The organism is Anaplasma phagocytophilum (genome assembly GCF_023476575.1).
Classification (GTDB): domain Bacteria; phylum Pseudomonadota; class Alphaproteobacteria; order Rickettsiales; family Anaplasmataceae; genus Anaplasma; species Anaplasma phagocytophilum_A.
The window spans coordinates 15475-36341 of record NZ_JAHLEX010000002.1 but is presented as its reverse complement, the minus strand read 5'-3'; the positions used below and the strand labels follow the sequence as shown (position 1 = coordinate 36341).

The 20867-nt window shown below is 41.6% G+C and carries 17 protein-coding genes; 15 read left to right on the top strand and 2 right to left on the bottom strand.

What is annotated here, in order from left to right:
* Positions 1–311: 311 nt before the first annotated feature.
* Positions 312–1598, bottom strand: a complete 1287-nt coding sequence (serS, locus tag KPX09_RS00330) for a serine--tRNA ligase (protein WP_249548426.1) — start codon at positions 1596–1598, stop codon at positions 312–314.
* 89 nt (positions 1599–1687) lie between these two features.
* On the opposite strand from serS, the gene KPX09_RS00325 reads away from it, so the two are divergent.
* The 3 genes from KPX09_RS00325 to KPX09_RS00315 all read left to right on the top strand — a co-directional run bounded on the left by KPX09_RS00325 (position 1688) and on the right by KPX09_RS00315 (position 4185).
* On the top strand, positions 1688–3019 hold the full coding sequence (locus KPX09_RS00325) for a DNA recombination protein RmuC (protein ID WP_249548425.1): 1332 nt from the start codon (positions 1688–1690) through the stop codon (positions 3017–3019).
* Between the two features lie 257 nt (positions 3020–3276).
* Positions 3277–3423, top strand: a complete 147-nt coding sequence (locus KPX09_RS00320; protein WP_249548424.1) for a hypothetical protein — start codon at positions 3277–3279, stop codon at positions 3421–3423.
* A 66-nt stretch (positions 3424–3489) separates the two neighbouring features.
* Entirely contained in the window at positions 3490–4185 is a 696-nt protein-coding gene (locus tag KPX09_RS00315) for a VirB8/TrbF family protein (protein ID WP_249548422.1), read from the top strand.
* 354 nt (positions 4186–4539) lie between these two features.
* Here the strand turns inward: KPX09_RS00315 and miaA are convergent, their stop codons facing one another.
* A complete protein-coding gene (gene miaA, locus KPX09_RS00310) occupies positions 4540–5478 on the bottom strand; it encodes a tRNA (adenosine(37)-N6)-dimethylallyltransferase MiaA (RefSeq protein WP_249548421.1) in 939 nt (312 codons plus the stop codon).
* A gap of 402 nt (positions 5479–5880) precedes the next feature.
* Here miaA and KPX09_RS00305 point away from each other — a divergent pair, with 402 nt between their 5' ends.
* From KPX09_RS00305 to tatC, 12 genes are all read left to right on the top strand, one after another.
* A complete protein-coding gene (locus tag KPX09_RS00305) occupies positions 5881–6348 on the top strand; it encodes a hypothetical protein (protein ID WP_249548420.1) in 468 nt (155 codons plus the stop codon).
* A 60-nt stretch (positions 6349–6408) separates the two neighbouring features.
* A complete protein-coding gene (locus tag KPX09_RS00300) occupies positions 6409–7500 on the top strand; it encodes a 3-hydroxyacyl-CoA dehydrogenase (protein WP_249548419.1) in 1092 nt (363 codons plus the stop codon).
* Between the two features lie 69 nt (positions 7501–7569).
* A complete protein-coding gene (nuoF, locus tag KPX09_RS00295; protein WP_249548418.1) occupies positions 7570–8850 on the top strand; it encodes an NADH-quinone oxidoreductase subunit NuoF in 1281 nt (426 codons plus the stop codon).
* 684 nt (positions 8851–9534) lie between these two features.
* Positions 9535–10140 carry an NADH-quinone oxidoreductase subunit J gene (locus KPX09_RS00290; RefSeq protein ID WP_249548417.1) on the top strand — a complete coding sequence of 202 codons (606 nt, stop codon included), beginning with the start codon at positions 9535–9537 and terminating at the stop codon, positions 10138–10140.
* Between the two features lie 43 nt (positions 10141–10183).
* Positions 10184–10510 carry an NADH-quinone oxidoreductase subunit NuoK gene (gene nuoK, locus KPX09_RS00285; RefSeq protein WP_249548416.1) on the top strand — a complete coding sequence of 109 codons (327 nt, stop codon included), beginning with the start codon at positions 10184–10186 and terminating at the stop codon, positions 10508–10510.
* 116 nt (positions 10511–10626) lie between these two features.
* The gene (gene nuoL, locus KPX09_RS00280; protein ID WP_249548415.1) at positions 10627–12504 is read left to right on the top strand and encodes an NADH-quinone oxidoreductase subunit L; all 1878 of its coding nucleotides are present in this window, start codon (positions 10627–10629) and stop codon (positions 12502–12504) included.
* An 8-nt stretch (positions 12505–12512) separates the two neighbouring features.
* Positions 12513–13976 carry a NuoM family protein gene (locus KPX09_RS00275; RefSeq protein WP_275973546.1) on the top strand — a complete coding sequence of 488 codons (1464 nt, stop codon included), beginning with the start codon at positions 12513–12515 and terminating at the stop codon, positions 13974–13976.
* A gap of 7 nt (positions 13977–13983) precedes the next feature.
* Positions 13984–15375, top strand: coding sequence for an NADH-quinone oxidoreductase subunit N (locus tag KPX09_RS00270; protein ID WP_249548413.1), 1392 nt, complete (start codon positions 13984–13986; stop codon positions 15373–15375).
* 96 nt (positions 15376–15471) lie between these two features.
* A complete protein-coding gene (gene dxr / locus KPX09_RS00265; protein WP_249548412.1) occupies positions 15472–16626 on the top strand; it encodes a 1-deoxy-D-xylulose-5-phosphate reductoisomerase in 1155 nt (384 codons plus the stop codon).
* Between the two features lie 202 nt (positions 16627–16828).
* The gene (locus KPX09_RS00260) at positions 16829–18445 is read left to right on the top strand and encodes a TRP75-related protein (RefSeq protein ID WP_249548410.1); all 1617 of its coding nucleotides are present in this window, start codon (positions 16829–16831) and stop codon (positions 18443–18445) included.
* Positions 18446–18617: 172 nt separating this feature from the next.
* The gene (gene ispG, locus KPX09_RS00255) at positions 18618–19820 is read left to right on the top strand and encodes a flavodoxin-dependent (E)-4-hydroxy-3-methylbut-2-enyl-diphosphate synthase (RefSeq protein ID WP_249548409.1); all 1203 of its coding nucleotides are present in this window, start codon (positions 18618–18620) and stop codon (positions 19818–19820) included.
* A 172-nt stretch (positions 19821–19992) separates the two neighbouring features.
* Positions 19993–20733: a twin-arginine translocase subunit TatC gene (tatC, locus tag KPX09_RS00250; RefSeq protein ID WP_249548408.1), complete on the top strand. Its 741-nt coding sequence runs from the start codon at positions 19993–19995 to the stop codon at positions 20731–20733.
* Positions 20734–20867 lie beyond the last annotated feature (134 nt).

Genomic DNA, 20867 nt, shown 5'->3' with positions numbered 1-20867 from the left:
ATTCCTATACAGTGGTAAGAGTGATAGTTTGTGTAAAGAGACTCAATATCTATAAAAGGGATATTTTGTGTTCATAGGTCTACAAACGTAGGTAACCTGCAAGAACATGTGGTAGTGATCTACTTCCCAGTTTGAGACACTTTTGATTATACACTCTAGAATGCATCTTGGTAGACTGCAAATACTCTACACGATTTTGATATGGTCCTCACTCTAGACAAGCATTGGTACTAAGTGGACTGAGCACTCGTAGCACACTTGTGCGCCAAGATGCCGCGCAGTAATGCTTCTAGGGGAGGGAGAATCAGTTTTTAGGGAAGAGCGGTTCCGGGCCTTATATAATCAGCTGACATGAACTTCCGCAGAGCATCGGGTATTGTTATGGTGCCATCGGAGTTTTGATAATTCTCCATTATAGCAGCTACAGTTCTTCCCAACGCCAATGCTGAACCATTCAAGGTATGCACAAAAGAAGAACGCTTATTCTGTTTTTCTAGGTAGAAACACTTTGCTCCCATTCTTCTCGCTTGAAAGTCTTTACAATTGGAGCAACTTGATATCTCTCTGTATTTATTTTGAGCAGGCATCCATACTTCAATATCGTAAGAGATGCTAGCAGAAAATCCCATGTCTCCAGTACATAGCAGAACCACTCGATATGGTAGTTCAAGCCTTTTTAGCACTTCTTCAGCCACAGAGAGCATACGCTCTAGTTCGGCACTAGACTGGCTAGCATCGGTGATACTTACCAACTCTACCTTGCTAAACTGATGCTGACGAATCATGCCCCTTGTATCTTGCCCAGCGCTACCAGCCTCAGAACGGAAGCATTGCGAGTACGCGGTAAACCTGAGAGGTAAAGAATTACGATGCAGATTTGTATTCGCGACTAAGTTAGCTAAAACAACCTCACTGGTCGGTACCAAGCGCATGGCATTAGTTGTCTGAAAGGAGTCATGGGTAAATTTTGGTAGTTGCCCTACATTGAACATTGCAAGGTCATTGACTAGAGATGGATGAAAAACTTCCGTGTATCCAAACTCCTTTGTATGCATCTCTAACATAAAAGACGCAAGGCCCCTCTCCAAAGCTGCAAGCTGACCACTTAATATGGAAAATCTAGATCCTGATAGAAAAGCAGCTCTACGGAAGTCCATCAGGTTGAGCATCTCACCAAGAACGTAGTGAGGTTTAATTTCAAAAGAAAAACTCCTCTTCTGACCGTAGGAACTAACTTCTACGTTATCATCAGCGCTTTTACCAAATGGTACTGCATTATCAGGTATATTTGGAAGACTACATAGAAGGTACGAGAGCCCGGTGTCACGCTTAATACGCTCTTCAAGCTCCAAAATTTCATGGGCAAGCTTCTTAGAAGTTTCTACATGTGACGAGTAATCTGCTCCGCTCTGCTTTAGTACAGTAACCTCTTTAGTAATTGTGTTGCGTTGCTCTCTTAGGGCATAAAGCTCTGTTAACAGTTTACGTTTTTGGAAATCAAGCTCTATGATCTTTGCAGCCTGACTCTCGAATCCACGAGACAGCATTGCTTTATCAAAAAGTTCAGGGTTATTTTTTATAAACTCGATATCATGCATTACTTATCTCTACGCAGAAGAGCTTAGACATACTATACGATAAGCCATACAATTGTTAAGACTATTTTATTGCACGATGCGGCTTATTTATGATTCTGAATACAACTTGGCAGATCGTATCTGTTATGGGAGTAGAGGCAATTTGTGTTTTTTTTATCACATACTTTATCTCTACCAAGGGAAGGGTTGTAGAAAGAAGCTACTACGACGTTGTAATCGAAAAGGCTGGATTAGAAGAAAGATTGCGGGAAAATTTAGAAGAAAACGTGGGGTTAAAGCAGAAAATTCAAAATTTACATCTAGAACTTCAAGAAGCGAGGGATAAAGCTCTGGTTTTGGATATTGAGAAAAAAAATCTCGAGAGAACGAATATGCAGTTTGATGCATTTCTCAAGTCGGTCGATGAGCAGACGAAGCTCCATTTTGAAAATCTAGCTAATAAAATCTTTGATGAAAAAATGAATAAATTCAGCAAGATGTCACGTGAAGGGTTGCATTACCTGTTAGAGCCAGTCAAAGAGAATATACAGATTTTAAAAAAGGAGTTAGAAGAAGCATTTGTGCGGCAGGGAAAGGAGCAATTTTCTCTTAAGAACGAAATTCAGCGTATAGTTCTTGCAAATGAGAGAATTACTTTACAGGCAGAAAATCTGGCAAGTGCGCTTAAGGGGAATAATAAGTTGCAGGGTAGCTGGGGAGAAGTAATTTTAGAAAAGGTTTTAGAAGATTCTGGGTTACGACGAGATCAAGATTATAAAATGCACAGTGCCGGTATGAGCTTAACAGGCATCACAGGAGGGAAGCAGTATCCTGACGTTGTTGTACTACTCCCGGAAGATAAGCACATAGTTGTGGATTCGAAAGTGTCTCTGGTACACTATGAGAGGTATTGTTCAGAAAAGCAGGATGAAAATCTCAGGTTGGCACACCTGAAGCAATTTGTGCATTCGGTAAGATCTCATGTGAATGATCTGGCGGGGAAGAGGTATACTGACATAGATAGCCTTAATGCGCCTGATTTTGTACTAATGTTCATTCCGATAGAAAGCGCGTATTTTTTGATGGTTAGAGCCGATACAGAATTGCACGGATACGCTTGGTGTAAGAAAGTGGTTATAGTGTGTCCATCCACGTTGCTTGCAACCTTGAGGACTATAGAATCTTTGTGGAGGCTTGAGAAGCAAAATCGCAACACATTGGAGATTGCCCGTCAAGGTGGGGCGTTATACGATAAAATAGCCGGGTTTATTCAAGATATGCAAAAGCTCGGCAAGCAGCTCGATGTTGCGGGGTGTGTGTATAGAGATGCCATGAAAAAGCTTTCTGAAGGGCATGGAAATATTTTGGCTAGGACTAAAAATTTAAAAAACTTAGGGGTTAAAGCTTCAAAAAGCTTAGAAATAGAAGCGGTGGATAGTTAAAAAGCGTGTGCATAATCACATATAAACTGCAGATGCTAAAGGGATTTACGCTTTTAGCGTAGTGAGGGGTTTTCTATACGTTTGGAAATTGCTAGAAGCAGGGTGCATAAGGGATGTTTATAAATTTAAGTATTACCGCTTATAATGCTGGTTAGGTGGGGTTTTTGTAACTTAGGTTACAGGTTAGCTATAAGGTATAGTTGTATTGTCTTACAGAGGCGGTATTACTGTAGAGATGTGAGAAGGAGATTCAAAGCGTGGTTGGTAGCCATCTGACGAATGGCATAGATGTGAAGATCTTAGAGTTTGTTACCCGACATGAGTTTGCTAATTCCCTAGTGGTCAATAGAATGGTAACGGTTAGCGTGTATTTTCCTGCTTTGAGGTATCTCTGTGGTCAGTAAGTAGATTCTACTGTATAGAAAGAGAACATTGTGGGATGTTGGTGATCTATTTGCGGGGTATTCTGAGTGAAGGAGACTAGCGGCTGTTTTGTAGGAGAAAAGGAACAGTACTTTGAGAAGGCACTTCGGTGGTATTTTGTGAGGTACTTGTCCGTTGTTACTGAAAGAGCATGGCTTGCATTTTTTCTCATTGTACTTACGGTATTTATGCTAATTCTAGCATTTGATATATACTCGCTGTTTCCTACAAAGACGGATTTTAGCTTTGTAAAGTATACTGACCGATACAGTGATGAATTCATGAGGATAAAAAGGCTCAGTTCAAATTTAGACGATAAGGAAGAGGATGTTTTAGCTTCCTATCTGGCGGGGGAGTACGTAAAACGTTATGAATCGTATGCACGTGGTGATGAGGAAACTAAGCTGGGTTTCGTAAAGAATAATTCGTCGCGTAAGATATTTGTCGGATTCAAGAATGCGATGGAACAAGGTTCTGGAATACAAGCATTGATTTCCAAGTACAAAACAGAAGACGTAACACTAGAGGCTGTGATTAATAAAGTTGAACTTTTGCCACGGCACATTTCATCTATGAGCAGTGCTATTGTGGAATTTAGTGTTAACTGTTTTGTGCAGGGAGTTTTAGCGGATACTCAATCGAGGAGGGTCCAGCTTTCTTTTGCGTTATCGAATATCAGAATAGCGGCAGCGGGTGTTATTCCATTTGAGTTCACTATTCACGCCTATCAGTATATAGACTAGTGTTTTTTGTAGCAGAGCACAGTAGCTGGTGGTTGGATGTTTTGTTTGTAACACTCAACGTATTTTGTGCATTCTTGGACGTGGCTATTTAGAAGATCATTACCACGGATTTTCTGTGTTTTGTCCCGAGGCTCTCATATTGCTCTGTATTAGGTATTTTATGTATGAAGCACAGTACACGATGACGAGTTGTATGCAGTAGATAACATTCTTATACTTTGATGCGTATTGTATAAGTAGGTGATTCACGATTCCATTGCTGTGCAGCTGTTAAAGTTATGAAGCAAGAAATACAGCTTTAAACGCTTGAGATAGCTATGAGTTATGCCTTCAAATGTTGTTGCATATTGTATGTTAATTGTGGTGCCGTGTGTGGGTATTCGGATACTTTGACGCGTATTGTGCAAGTACGTGATCTATGATTTCATTTTGAGAGTTGAAGAAGCGTGTATCACAGGGTAACTGGGTTCTGAACCACGTACATTGCCTCTTTGCATAGTGGCGTGTGTTCTTCTGAGCTATTTCCACGGCTTCCATAAACTCTATTTTATCTTGCAAGTATTGTACAATTTCAGGAGCTCCATGTGCCTTCATAACGGGAGCATGCATAGGCAGATTTAGTGACATTAGATACTTTACTTCAGATATTGCATCCGTTTGCATCATTGCGAGAAATCTTCGATTAATCTTGTCGTACAGTTTTTTGCGAGGAGGTAGCAAGACTAAGACTTCATAATTTTCAAAAGGCTTAATGCGCGGTGAACGCTCCCACCACGTGAATATTGACGTTCCAGTTTGCTCCAAAACCTCAAACGCACGTAATATCTGATGAGTATTGTTCTGATGCAAACGTGCAACATGGCTATCTCTTGCAACAAGTGCTGCATAAAATGCAGCATTCCCGATAGATTCTAAAAGATCTCTTGCGGTTTTCCGGACTTCAGGATCTATTGCTGGTATGTCAGATATGCCGTTGACAAGGCTGTTTATATACATTCCGCTGCCGCCTGTTATGACCGGTAACACGTTGTCATCCCAAGCTTGCTGTACCTCTCTTTTTACGTCCTGTAACCATAATCCTGCAGAATAGTTTTGTGTTGGCTCAACATATCCATACAACCTATGTATGTTGCGTACAGGTACAGGTTGATCAGTGAGAATTGGTACACCGCGGTAAATTTGTTTTGAGTCACAATTTATCACTCTACAGTTGAGATCATTGGCAATAATATCACAAGCTGCAGACTTGCCGGATGCTGTTGGTCCTGTAACTACGACTACTTCTTTTTCCATGTCTCCTAATCATCTCAATTTTGTTCTGAGAGTACAACTCCGTGTAACTAACTTGCAGGATACCACAATTGTGCAATGATATCAGTATGTATTGTTCTGGGATGATCGAAAAGGCGTTTATATGTTCATTACGAAGATCTGATAAACGTGAATCAGTCTTCTGACGGGCATTTCAGTATTGTAAATTCGTTTTTAATTCAATGGGTACCAAAAATGTTTATAATTTTAGGTATTGTAATAGTGACAAATGGTAACCGGTATTAAAATGCGAGTCTCCCAACATATATGTAGGATGTTGTTATTTACAATACCTTGCCGGAATCATGTTGAACTTGAATGTAGCACATGCTACACTTCGTGTAGGCTGCTGTTCTGGATTGTTGAACTTTAAAGGTGTGTGCTATGGCTGATCAAGGTGGTGCTTCCGGTGGCGGTGGCAAGGGGTTTGCCTCTAGATTCAGTAAAGGGGGGACTTTTACCCAAAAGAAGGGTATAGGGGGAAATTCTGATGCTTCGTCTTCTGCTGCAGGTGGTGGTTTTTCCAAACTCTTAAGCAAGAGTGAGCGTCCTGCTTCTTTCCGCGAGGATAAGAGTGTTCTTAGAACCTCGAAAACAACTAACAATGAAGGGTTTGCGAAGGCAACTAAGAAAGGTAGGTTGGATTGCTTATTCTTGGTGCGTGGTAAGGATAAAGGTAGGCCGGCTTGGCATTATGTATTGGTAGACAAGCATAAGAAGGAGATGTTCCTGGCAAAGAGTAAGAGTGGGTCGATGGATGTGGCGCTCTATGGGGAGATTCTGTATTCTGGTTGGGGAGAGAATCCTCCTGAGGATATGGTGCAAAAAATTAAGGACGAGTTTGGTGCATAAGGGCTCCTGTTAGCCATATGGGTGGTGTTTACGGCATTGTGATCAATTGTAGGAGGTTGCTTGCTTTCTAGGAAATTAGCAGTTGTAGATCCTGCTTGCTCGAACGTATTGGTGCTTAGGCGCCTTGCGGAATCTGGTGTTGATGTGGTGCTGTACTGCGATGATGTGCTCACTGGACAATCTATTGATAGTCGTGTGAAGGTCTGCGGCTCAAGTTCTGAGGTTGACGTTCTTGGGGGCGTGTGTTGTGTTCTCGAGTTAATGCAGGATCAGGATAGAAGGGTTGGATTCTACAGCAGAGATGATGTTCGCAACATCGTGGTGCCGTTATTGTCTTTAGGGATGTCATTGGAGGAGCGCTACGCGCTTCGCAAATTGGTTTCTGATGACGTATTGTCAAGGCTTGTTCCTGTCCATCTTCCAACATTTTTTCAACCTGTTCCTGTGTTTGAGTGTGTTTTGTGTGATGACAATGCTTCTTCTTGTAGGAGTGTTCTGAGCGAGTTTCAGGCTGATAAATTACGTTTTTTGACTTATTCAGGGGAAGAAAAGCCTCTGTTTGATCATATAGGATATTTTTGGTCGGTGAACTGTCTTTCTGCGGCTTTGGAATATGGCCTTGATATAGAGGTTGCTGATCACATTGTGACAAACGATAATACGGGAGTGCCGTTACCTGGGGTTTTTTCAATCCTTGACCAAATGGGGTTGGATTGTTTTGTTTCCTCTCTAGGGAGGCTGCTAGGTTGTTTAGAGAAAAATGATCCAACACTTGAACTGCGGCAAAAATTACCAGAGGTCATTTATGGTATGATTTCTGATGGCTTGACTGGTATCAATGGAAGAGGTGGCTTTTACCGCACGTATCACATGCGTTATGGTGCTATGGATCAGGTAATAGATCTACGTAGTGGGCTCTACAGGGGGCTGAAAAAAGATATGTTTTTACATGAACGCCTTTTAGACAAGAAGTGTGAGGCATTTGCTAACGCAGTATGGAGTAGATTTTTGGCGTACGTAGAGTACATATCAGGGTTATATGGTGCTACGATAATATCCAGGGTAGACGATATTTTGCGTATAGGATATGGATGGAAGTATGGTGTTTGTGAAGTTGCTTCCAGGCTTGGTATGCAGTGTTCGTTTAAGTAAGTTGCGAACTTAAGAATTTGAGTTATTTCTGTACTTTAGTAATATAGACATGGTCTTAGTGAGGGTGTTGTGAGAGACGAGGATTCTATATTTACTAATCTATCCGGAAAAGAAAGCCCTTATTTAGCGGCGGCAAAAAGCCGTGGCACGTGGTTTAACACTAAAGAGTTGCTGGCACTAGGGCGTGATAAAATCATCCAAGAAATTAAGGACTCAGGCCTCAGAGGGAGGGGAGGAGCAGGGTTTCCCACAGGGCTAAAGTGGAGTTTTATGCCGAAAGCCTTGCAGGAGGGTTCTTCTGCGTATCTTGTGGTAAACGCTGATGAGTCCGAGCCTGGTACGTGTAAGGACAGGGACATAATTAGATATGATCCGCATAAAATTCTAGAAGGCATACTTATTGCAGGGTTTGCTATGGGTGTGACTACGGCTTACATTTACATTAGGGGCGAATTTTATAATGAGTACACCGTTCTTTTCAGGGCCTTAGAGGAAGCTTATGCAGATGGATTATTAGGAGAAAATGCATGTGGTTCTGGTTATAACTTGAACGTTTTTATTCATAGGGGAGCAGGGGCATACATTTGCGGGGAGGAGAGTGCGCAGATTGAGTCTATAGAAGGTAGAAAGGGCATGCCTAGATTGAAGCCTCCATTTCCGGCAGCTGTGGGATTATATGGGTCGCCTACTACTGTGAATAATGTTGAGACTATTGCTGTAGTGGGAGATATATTAAGAAGAGGCTCGGGGTGGTTCTCTTCGCTAGGTATACCTAATAATACTGGGACGAAGGTTTTTTGTATATCTGGTCATGTGAACAAGCCTTGCAATGTCGAGGAGGAATTGGGAATTCCTATGAGAGAACTCATTGAGAAGTATGCAGGAGGCGTAATAGGAGGTTGGGATAATTTGCTTGCTGTGATTCCTGGGGGGTCTTCTGTTCCGATGTTGCCGAAGCACATATGCGACGATATAACTATGGATTTTGATTCTTTGCGGGCTGCCAAGTCTGGATTAGGGACTGCTGGCCTGATAGTTATGGATAAGTCTACTGATCTCATCGAAGCTATAGAGAGGATTTCGAGTTTTTATATGCACGAATCGTGTGGTCAATGCAGCCCTTGTAGAGAGGGTACTGGTTGGATGTGGAGAATGATGCGAAAAATGCTTGATGGAACGGCAGAGGAGAGTGAGATAGATAAGCTGCTAGATGTTGCCTCTCAGATAGAGGGTCATACAATTTGTGCGTTGGCAGATGCTGCAGTATGGCCTATACAGGGTCTATTTCGTCATTTTAGATCTGTTGTAGAGGATAGGATAAGAAATTCTAAGGCGCAACGTTTGGCTTGATTACGTAGTAGTGCTTAGGGGCTGCATTGAAATGTAATGCCTAACCGATTACGTGTGGCAGATGTTGGGCAGTGTCTACGTTCTAGAGCCAAGATAGAGGGCGATGAATTGTATGGGTAGTGGCGGAAGTATAGAAAGGCACAGTAGTTCTTTATGTGCGATCTGCATTGTAGTCGCGGCATGTATATCATATCAAGTACAGCATCTTGATTAGGTTGTGGTGCCCTGAAGGTGCTTCTCCCAATTTGTATCTTTGTGCATGTTGCATTACTTTTCAGGGAATTGTTGTGTAAGAAGTATGATACGTAGATGGTCAGGAGAGCCTTTTTCGCTATTCAGTATAAGCTATCGCGTTTGATTTTGGGCACTAGAGGTGAAAGTTGGCCTTACAAAAGCTATGTTTATTGTGTGCTGTAAACAACTTCGATTTTTAGAAGTGTTTGTTAGTTTTAGGAACCTTTGCTAGGCGTGATAGAAGTAATCCAGCTTTCTGGAGAGGCATATGGTAGTAGTAAAAGCTCAGCATGTAAACTGATGTTAGAAAGAAGAGTTAACGATTTTTAGACGATGGAATACAAATTTTGAGATTCTCAATGCTACTGATGCTTTTTTGGGATACACAGTAAATTGACTTGATCACTTAAACTGTTATATTATCATCCCGGTGGTTGTAGGTTCTGCTAAATGGTTGGGTTCTTATTTTTCTGCTTTGCTGGGATGGTAGTGTTTTCCGCAGTGGCAGTTGTGATATCTTCTAACCCAGTATATGCAGTTCTTAGCCTAATCTTGACGTTTTTTATATCTACTGTTCTGTTTATCCTGCTTGGTGCGGAACTGGTGGCTATGCTGCTGGTTGTTGTGTATGTGGGGGCAGTAGCGGTTTTGTTTTTATTTGTGGTGATGATGCTAGATATGGACTTCGTCAAGTCCTCCCATGGGTTTGTTAGGTATTATCCTATATGTGTTGCGCTTGCTACGGCGCTTTTTGGATGTGCGACGTATGCAATTTTCCATACCAAAGCTGCTTTTATTAGGGATATGGGTGAGGCAGGAGCTAGTGCTATTGGAAATGTGTTTCTGATTGGATCTCAGATGTACACGAAATACTTTTACGCATTTCAAATGTCGGGGATTTTACTTTTAGTTGCTTCTATAGGGGCTTTGGTTTTGACGGTGAGGTCAAAGGCTGTGAGATCGCGCAAGCAGAATGTATATGCACAAGTTGATCGTTCTTCAAAGGTGGAGTTATGCTCTCCTGCGGTTGGTAAAGGTATTGAAGATATTGATTAATTTTCGGGTTGTGTATTTTTGGAGATAGCGCGGGGTGTAACGCATGGATTTTTTAATCAATTCTGGCATAACGTTGAGTCATTTTCTGGCACTTGCGGCTGTTTTGTTCGCTATTGGGGTTTGTGGGATTGTGATTAATAGTAGAAGTGTCATAAACGTTCTACTCTCCTTAGAGCTCATGTTGCTATCCGTAAATTTGAACTTTGCTGCGTTTTCTTCGTATAGTGGAGATATGCAAGGCCAAATTTTTGTGGTATTTGTACTTACCGTTGCTGCTGCAGAATCTGCTATAGGGTTGGCTATAATGTTGGCTCATTTTCGTAATGCTGGGAACATAGACCTTGGCGGGGATAATTTGCTAAAGATGTGATATGGCGCCAGAGTGGTGATATGCTGTCTGTTGCTCTTGTGTTAAGTGCGCTTGTAGTTCTTGTATGTGAGTGTGGCTCATGTTTGTGAGTATGTAATTTTGCTATAGTGGCTGTTATGTTCAGTATAGAGTTTCTATGTGTAGTGCTTCCGCTTTTGGGTGCTCTATTTGGGTATTTGTTAAAGCATAGAAGGTTTGTCTCTCATTTAGTGGCTTGCTCATTTATTGGCAAGTCGGCTATTTTGTCGTGGTATTTGTTTTTAGCCACCAAGCAGAGTTATGCGGTAGATCTGCTTTCTTGGTTGGAAGTGGGTGGCGTATCGGTGCGCTGGTCAATTTATATTGATAAGTTGACTACTGTGATGATGATTGTAGTAACTACCGTCTCGTTTATCGTGCACTTGTACTCTGTTGGATATATGCACAAGGATGAGGGTGCTGTGCGATTTTTAGCATACCTCTCTATGTTTACCTTTTTCATGATGGCTTTGGTAACGAGCGGCAATTTCATGCAGCTATTCTTTGGCTGGGAAGGAGTTGGTTTGTGCTCTTATCTTCTGATAGGCTTTTGGTTCGGTAAGGATTCTGCGTCTAAAGCTGCGATGAAGGCATTCGTGGTAAATAGAGTGGGGGATTTGTTCTTCCTTTGTGGGATTCTAGTTGTTTTTTATTCTTTCCATACCTTAAATTTTGATGAAATCTTTGCGAAGATTGCTGATGGTTGGGATTTGGGAATGGTCGATGTTTGGGGCTATCAGGTTCCACTGAAGGATTTAGCAGTTATTCTGCTGTTTGTGGGATGTATGGGTAAATCTGCGCAATTAGGGTTACATGTGTGGCTTCCTGATGCGATGGAAGGGCCTACTCCTGCGTCTGCACTTATACATGCTGCTACAATGGTCACGGCGGGGGTTTTTCTTATAGCGAGGAGTTCTCCCATTGTAGAGTTATCGCCAATAGGGCAGGAAGTCATATTGGTAGTGGGACTAGCGACGTGTTTGTTTGCGGCTGTAGTTGCTATACTGCAAGAAGATATCAAGAAAATAGTTGCTTATTCTACGTGTAGCCAACTTGGATACATGTTTGTGGCATGTGGAACTTCTAGCTATCATCTAGCTATATTTCATCTATTAACCCATGCATTTTTCAAGTCGCTATTGTTTCTCTTGGCAGGTAACGTGATACATTCCAATAATGGAGAGCAGAGAATTGCGTATATGAGTAGGAATTGCTGGAGAGATATACCTTTTACCTATGTTTTGATGTGGATAGGTTCTCTGGCTCTTATGGGTGTTTTCCCGTTGGCAGGATACTACTCAAAGGATCTCATTATAGAGAGTAGTTATGGGCATGTAGTTGGGTTTGTTATCACGAATTTGGTAGCATGTTTGACATCTGCTTATTCATGTCGGTTAATGATAAAGGTGTTTCATAATTCTCGTTCCGAAAGGATTCCTTCCATACATGAGTCTTCGAAAATTATGTTGGTTCCACTCTTAGTTCTCACGGTGGGTGCTGTATTTTCCGGTATGGTATTCAAGAATGTGTTAGGGATTGCAGAGGGTGCATTTTGGTTTGATAGCTTGAGTGTGCATGCGCATGAAGGAGAGATAAGCAAGATCATAGAATTTATTCCTACGGTCATGGTCGTGCTGGGCTTGCTGTTATGTTATCTCTTTTGTCGTTATAAGAGTTTAATTTACTGTATTCCTAGTGCATTAAAGAATGTAGTGAAGAATAGGTTTTATTTTGATGAGATATATGAGGTTGTTTTCGTAATTCCAATGCGGGAAATATCCAGGTTGCTTTGGTGTGCTGTTGACCAAAAAGTGATTGATTATTTTATCTTAGGTGGTATTACTAAAGCGGTTGTAATGTCTGCTCAGCATGGTGTAAGAATACAGAGTGGACGTGTAGTTGGCTATGCTCTTGTAATGCTGCTTGGAGTGGTATCTGCTGCGCTGTTAGTGGTATATGGTTTTAAAACACAGTGATCCCTTTTATGATTCTTATCCCCATTTTAGGGGGGTGCCTTATTGCTTTTTTGAGAAGCTCTTCTTCTAAGTTGAGGGGTGGGTTATTTATTTCAATTACTTTTGCAACGTTCATAGCGAGTATCGCGGTTCTGCTATCTTTCTATGGCAACGGGCTTCCAGTATTAAGAGATTGTACATGGATAGGAGAGGTATTTGCGGTAGATAGGTTATCGTTATTAATGATAATACTATCGACATTTCTCTTCTTTTTATGTGCGTTATGTGGAGTATTCAGTAGTGCCTGTTGTGTCGATCAAGAATCAGAAGGCTCCTTTTTCGCACTGTTATTATTGCTAGAGGCGACAGTTCTTGGCGTCTTCTCTGTGCACACTTCTCTGATGTTTTATGTATTTTTTGAAGCTTCGCTTATCCCAATGTTCTTCATAATAGGTAAGTGGGGCCATGGAGATCGAATTAGTGCTGCGTTTAAGTTTTTAATCTATACAGGAGCGGCGTCCCTGTTATTTCTGATAGGGCTAGTGTATTCGCGAGTTTTTTCTCTTGGGATATTTGAGTCTTTTTACGCGGATATTTCTGTTATGCTAGCTTTGCCTATAGGCATTAGAATAGCGCTCTGGATTGCCTGCTTTTTTGCATTTGCGGTAAAGCTTCCTATGGTTCCTTGTCATACTTGGTTGCCTAAGGCCCATGTGCAGGCCCCCACTCTGGGTTCTGTATTGCTAGCTGGGTTGCTTATCAAAATGGGGGGGTACGGGTTTATAAGATTTTGCCTCAGTGCACTTCCTGAAATCAGCTGGAAGCTCTCTGGGTTTGTGGTTTATTTGAGTGCGATTTCACTAGTTTACTCGTCGTTGGTGGCTTTTGCTCAGAGGAATATGAAGACTCTAGTTGCGTACTCTTCTGTAGCGCATATGAGCTTTGTTGCTGCTGGTATATTTTCACTAAATGAGAGTGGGATTATTGGTGCAATTTTTCAAATGCTCAGCCATGGTCTTATTTCGGCTGCGCTATTTTTATGTGTTGGTATGATATATAGCCGTACTGGTACTATGGATATGTCTAAGTGTGGTGGTATAGCTGCGTCAATGCCTAAGCTTGCATTTATGATGATATTCTTTAGCATGGCTTCGGCTGGTCTGCCGGGAACCTCAGGTTTTATCGGGGAGTTCCTATCCATATTGGGAATTTTTCAGGCATTTAGGTTTACTGCGGTTTGTTTCGCGGTTGGAGTGGTGTTGAGCGCTGCTTACATGTTACGTTTATGTCGTGAAGTGATATGGGGAAGTAGCCCTGAAGGTACTAAGAATATAGATAGTGACATTAACGCTGTTGAATTTGTTATTTTGGGGATATTGGCGGCTCTTGTTCTATTCCTTGGTATATATCCTGCTTCCGTGATAACATTTCTAAAGCCTTGGATAGGTGCTATTTTGCCAGAATTACAAAAGTTTCAATTGTCTTGGGGGTGATGTGTATTTGAGTGATTTTCTATACATAGTGCCTGAGATTATTGTATTGGGTTCTGCTCTGGCGCTACTAGTATTGGGTATGTTTAATAGTGAGCGGCGAGTGAGGAGTATATCGCTTGTCTCTGTTGCTGTAGCTGCTGTGTTGGCGTGTAAGGAGTTAATATATTTTTCTGGAGAAGAGGTATCACTTTTTGGTGGTTTTGTGGTGCGTACTGCGCATACCTGTCTTGCTAGGGCGATAGTTGCCGTATCGGGGCTTTTTGCTTTCTTGTTATTTTCCTTTGCGAAGCGTAGTTACCGCTATGAGTTTGCTGTTTTGATGCTTTTTGCTTTTCTGGGAACTTTGACTCTTGTCGAAGCGCATCATTTCTTGTCCTTTTATCTCTCTTTTGAGCTTATAGGCTTTGCTTCTTACATATTGGTATGCTTTAATCGTAGTTCCATAAAGGCGTCAGAAGCTGCTATCAAGTTTTTCGTTCTAGGTGCTCTCTCGTCGTGCATAATGCTATATGGTATTTCCTTGGTATATGGGTATGCTTCGGAATTTAGTCTTGATGTTGTTTCTAATGTGCTGGGGGGAGGGGAATCTCTAGGTGCCACTTTTGGCTGTGCTTTAGTATTGGTGGGATTATTATTCAAACTTGGTGCTGTTCCGTTTCATATGTGGATTCCCGATACGTATGAAGGTGCGCCAACTGTTGCTGTTGTGTTTTTTACTATAGTTACGAAAACAGCTATGATATTAGCCTTTACAGGACTAATGCAGGATGTTGTTATGCCCACTACGGGTTTTGTATGGAGCATGTTATTGATGGCTGCATTATCAATGGTGGTGGGTGAGTTTTCTGCTATGCAGCAGAAAAATATTAAGAGGCTGTTTGCGTATGCGAATATTGGTCATATTGGTTATGTATTAGCCGGCATGAGTACTGGATACGTTGTTACTTTTAAGCCTGTGCTGTTTTATGTAGTGACATATCTGCTCATTAATGTATGGATTTTCACGGTGCTGCTTAGGTATGATGACGAGGGGTTTGAAATAACAGATGTTTCTGGTTTAGCTACAAAAAATCCATTTTTGGCATTTGCGTTTGTTACAGCAATGTTTGCGTCGGCGGGGTTGCCTCCGTTTTCAGGTTTTTTTGCTAAGTATACATTACTTAAGGCGATAGCTGGCGTTGATGCGTTTGGAGTGCCCACGCTCGCATGTGTTGTATTCCTATGCCTTACTAGTATTATACCGTGTTTTTATTGTTTTCGCATAGCCAAGGTGGTTTATTTTGACGTTCCGACAGGGGAATATCCTGTTATACGCAGGAATGTTGCTTTGTCGGTTATGACGTTTGTTGCTGTAATACTTAGTCTTGTAGTTGTGCTTCTAAGGGAGCGTATCATATAGCTACTCTGAGTCAATCTCTGCATAAGCAAGTAAGCAGTAGGAATATCATATGTTGTAAGAGTTAGTAGTGGAGTTTTTTGAATATGGTAGAGGCGTGTGAAGAAGGTATCAGTTTTCGGTTCTACAGGATTTATAGGTAAGGCTACTGTAGGTATTTTATCGGGTAATGCAGAGGATTTTAAGGTTGCTGCGCTTGTAGCTGGTAGTAACGTGAGTTTGTTAGCGCAGCAAGCTAGGTTACTGAATGCTGAAATGGCAGTTATTGCTGATGATACTCAATATGAGGAGCTAAAAAGATCTTTATATGGTTCAAGTATAAGGGTTGCTGCTGGTAAGGAGGCCGTTCTTGAGGCAGCTGCGCTTAGTGTTGATACTGCTGTAATGGCTATCACTGGTATTGTGGCTTTAGGTGCGGTAATGCGGCTGATAGAAAGTGGTATAGGTACCATTGCTTTAGCTAGCAAGGAGAGTGTAGTTTGTGGGGGAGTTCTTCTAAGGGATACTGCTTGTAAAAGTGGAACTAGGATTGTTCCTGTGGATTCAGAGCATAATGCAATTTTTCGTCTATTGTCTCAGGGGGATAATCCTTATAAGATTACAATTACGGCTTCAGGAGGGCCTTTTTTGCATTGGTCTCATGATCAGTTAAAAAGTGTAACAATAAAAGATGCACTAGTTCATCCAGTTTGGAAAATGGGTAAGAAAATCTCTGTGGATAGTGCAACGATGATGAATAAAGCTTTGGAAGTATTAGAAGCTAGTTATCTTTTTGAGCTTGGACATGAAAAAATAGACGTTGTTATTCATCCGGAATCAATAGTTCATGCTTTGGCGTTTTATCAAGATGGAACTTCTACTGCGCTGATGTCTTTACCGGATATGAGTATTCCAATACTGCATGCGTTATATTGGCCTGATAGGAAGGAGGTATCTGTAAGGGAGGTGGATTTAATTTCGTATGGCAAGTTGACCTTTACTAAGCCTGATTTTGAGAGGTTTCCAGCACTGAAGGCTGTATTTAATATTTTAAAGTCTTCTGAATGTCACTCTGCAAGTATAGTGTTTAATGCTGCAAATGAGGTCGCGGTGGAGTCATTTTTAAATTCCGAAATTACTTTTTTAGAGATAGTTAATATTGTTTTGCGTGTTATGGACAAGGTTTCTTATGGGAAAGTCTCTTCTCTAGCAGATATAATGGAATATGATTTATTAGGTAGGTGTATAGCGAGAAAGGTTATAAGTAATGGTTAATAATTGAGCTTTTTCGATAGGAGAAGATGGTTTGACATCTTGGGTGATACTTTAAATGCGATAAGTGTTGTATTGGATTGCTTAATGGTGTTATTTATTCTAAAGCAGTGATGCACACTAGACTTTCGGGTGCATATGTTCTGTTGGGCTTGGTTTTATAGATGTGTTGTTCTTTTATATATCGGCTTCATCGGTTAGTTACATGTTGAGATTTGTACTGTCTGTAGTAGTTTTATTGATTCTCTCTTCTTGTGGAGGCAAGTATGCCTTTGAGATGAGTAGAAATTATGCTCCTCCGTATAATCCTGGTGGGGATTATTTCGATGATGATGAGAATTTTGCTCAATCTTACGAGATATACGAGAAGCGTAGAGAAGATGCTCTGCGTGAACAAGAGAGTATTAAAAAGCGGAGTCGTGGCAGGGATTTGCAGCAGGAAAGTGGGCGTCGCCAGATAAGTGATGAGGAAAAAGGCAAGATTATCGATAAGTTGCAAAGATATGGTGTAATGTACAGTGCTGGTGAGCGAAGGAAAGGTGGGATGGTTAACAGCGAGGGTATCGACCTTTCTCGTGTGAGGGGAGCACGCTTTATCGATGTTGATCTGAGTAAGAGTGGGGTTATTTCTGGGAAAGAGGAAAAGCGCTACAAAGAAGATGAGTTTCCTAATATTCCTAATATAGAAGAGCAAAGTTCTGTACTTGACGCGGTTAGCGGTGAATTGCCAAAAGATGGCGTTGCTGAGAATCAAGAGGGAATAGAGGTAAAAGTTGATTGTGACTGTGAGGATGATTGCGATTGTCCTACTGGTGCTCACAAATCTCATGGGGAACACAAAAGATTGTCTCATCCCGTAGAGGTGGAAGAGGGACAAAGCCCTGCTCTTGATGTGATAAGTAGTGAATTGCCAAAAGATGGCGTTGCTGAGAATCAAGAGGGAATAGAGGTAAAAGTTGATTGTGACTGTGAGGATGATTGCGATTGTCCTACTGGTGCTCACAAATCTCATGGGGAACACAAAAGATTGTCTCATCCCGTAGAGGTGGAAGAGGGACAAAGCCCTGCTCTTGATGTGATAAGTAGTGAATTGCCAAAAGATGGCGTTGCTGAGAATCAAGAGGGAATAGAGGTAAAAGTTGATTGCAATGCTGGAGATGATTGCCCTAGTGATGACTTGAATCTAGAGCGTGGAAATGATGAGGAGGTTGCTGTCTACGGAGAGGGAGGTGCTTCTAGCAAATATGAGGAGAATGTTGCGAAGTATGGTTCTTTCGATGATGTTGGCACCGATAAGGGTGATGTAGTTGAAGATAATGATATTTACCCGTGGTGGGAAGAATATGATGTTGTAGAAGGGTTTGGGGCATTTGATGATAGTCGCAGTGAGGATTATGAATCCGAAAGTTCTCCTGTGTTCAGGAAAGAAGAGCGTGCAGAAGAAGATTTTGATGTATATCAGGATTCCGTAGAAGTGGGTGATGACGAGGGAGTTCCTGATTCTTCTGAGGATTTAGCGGCTGATTCTGACGTAGATTCTGTGACAGGTGGAGAAGAAGGTGACTATATGCCGGATGATGGCGATGAAGGGGCTAGCGATATTGTGGGGGCATATGGCGATGCTACTACGTCTCCTAGTGCTGGTAAAGGCGTAGCAGATGACTTATCAAGTGAGGATGATGATTCAACTTTTTTTGATGAAGGTAAAGAAGGTGGGTACAAAGGAATAGATAAGGGTGGTGATGGATATCGTATTCCTATGTCTTTGCCAGATAGTCGTTCCATATATTATGACCTTGGTGATTTCATGAGCCTAAGGTAGGTTCGCTGTTTCATGTGTGAGAAGTGTTGCTGTATTCGTGGTGTTTATAGGTTGCGGGTAGAGCAGCGCTCTTGGTTTTTAGTGTAGAAGCGCTATCTATTAATGGGAGCTCCTTGCAGTTTTTGAGTATCTGTGACGGGGTGGGTTATTTTATAGCGCAAAATATGAGGGTATGAGAGTAAGTCAAGCTGTAAAGGTTGGTAAGGTAACAATTGGTGGTGGGCATCCGGTAGTGGTGCAATCTATGGCTCTTGGGGGTTCCGGAAGTTTTAGTCGGGACATGCAGGAAGTGCTAGCTCACGCCAGAGAGGGGTCTGAGTTAGTTAGGGTAGCTATAAATTCTGATGAATCTATAAAAGTAATTCCTGACATGGTTGATGTGCTGGTAAAGCATGGGTTCGATGAGAAGATGATCGTTGGATGCGGTCAATATGAAGTTGCTAGGCTTCTTAGGGATTATCCAATGTGTGCTGCTGCGTTGGGGAAAATAAGAATCAATCCAGGTAATATAGGTTTTGGTGATAAGAGGGATAGGAACTTTGAAGAGGTTATAGAATTCGCGATAAAGCACGATATTCCGGTGAGGATAGGGGTAAACTGGGGTAGTTTAGACAAAGTTCTCGTTGGGAAGCTCATGGACGATAATGCTAATCTTCCGGTGCCTGAATCTGCGGATGTTGTTAAGGCAAAGGCTTTGGTGCTTTCTGCCATTACGAGTGCGAAGAAGGCGGAAAGGATAGGTTTGCCTTCTAATAAAATAGTACTTTCGTGTAAAGTCAGCAAAGTAAGAGATTTAGTGGCGGTATATACTGATTTAGCTGGGCAAAGTAATCATGCATTGCATCTTGGTTTAACTGAAGCGGGAGTTGGGTTGAAGGGGATCGTTAGCAGTGTTGCAGGTATAGCTCATCTTTTGATTATGGGTATAGGTGATACTGTGAGGGTATCGCTTACTTCTCTTACTAGGGAGGGTAGAACTGAGGAAGTAAAGGTATGTAAGGAGATTTTGCAGTCATTAGGATTAAGATATTTTACAGCGCAGACTACTTCTTGTCCGGGTTGTAATCGTACAAATTTCGACGTTTTTCAGAAGCTTGTTTCCGGAGTGAACAAGTATATGGAGAGTAACATGGAGACTTGGAAAAAGAAGTATCCAGGAGTTGTAAATATGACAGTTGCGGTTATGGGCTGTGTTGTTAATGGACCTGGTGAGAGTAAACATGCTAATCTAGGGCTGAGTATGCCTGGTAAAGGAGAGCGAGAAGTAGCGGCGGTTTACGAAGATGGCAGCAAGTTATGTACTATTCAAGGCGCTGACATATTGGAGCAGTTTTTGGAGATTATTGAGTCTTACATTGCGAAGAATTATAGCTAATTGCCTGGGGATAAAGTGTAAAATTACTGTGTACTAGTTTTTTGGAGTTTGGCTCGTTAGGTAGCGAGGGGAGAGTTATTGCTTGAATTATGTAATGAGGTAAGAATTTTTAGGGTGTTTTACGTTGTCATCCCTACTCGTTTTGCAGTATCACTTCTAGGGTTCTATTTTCATGAATAAGGGAACGATGTCACTGGCTGATCACTTGAAAGAGCTTAGGAGACGAGTACTGTTTTCTATTGCGTTTTTTGTGCTGGTATTCATCGCTTGTTACTTTTTTTCTGAGAAGATATACGAGTTCTTGCTTGTTCCTCTTGTGGATCTTGAGGGGGATAATGAGGATTTTTCGCTGATTTATACAGATCTTACTGAGGCGTTTTTCGTATACCTAAAGGTGGGAGCGATGGCGGCTCTGTTTTGTTCCTTTCCTATGTTTGCTTGGCAGTTTTATATGTTTCTTGCTCCAGGTTTATATAAGGCAGAAAAATGTATTCTGATACCTTATCTTATAGCGGCTCCGGTGCTTTTTGTGACAGGTGCTGCAGGTGTATATTATTATATATTTCCGTTAGCATGGAAGTTTTTTATAAAATTTGAAAATCGAGACTCCTCAGTAGGAGTCCCCATAGAGTTTATGCCTTCGGTAAGTGAGTATTTGGATTTGGTACTGCAGCTTATGTTCGCATTTGGGTTAGCGTTTCAGTTACCAGTGATTTTGACATTACTTGCTCGTGTGGGCGTTATATCTGCGCAGAGCTTGGTTTCGAAGAGGAGGATAGCGATAGTGGTTATATTTATTGTTGCGGCTATACTGACCCCTCCAGATGTACTTAGTCAGATAGGCTTGGCTGTTCCGATGCTTTTATTATATGAAGCCTCTATTATTGCATGTAGATATATCGAGAAAAGATAAGTCTGCTATTGTGCTTAACATTTAAATCGAGAACTGTCACGCGGTACGTTTTATGTACAAGTACCCAATCAGCGCGCGGTTATTAACTTGAGCGACACTGAAAATAGTGGTACAGAGATATGGCTGGTAATGCG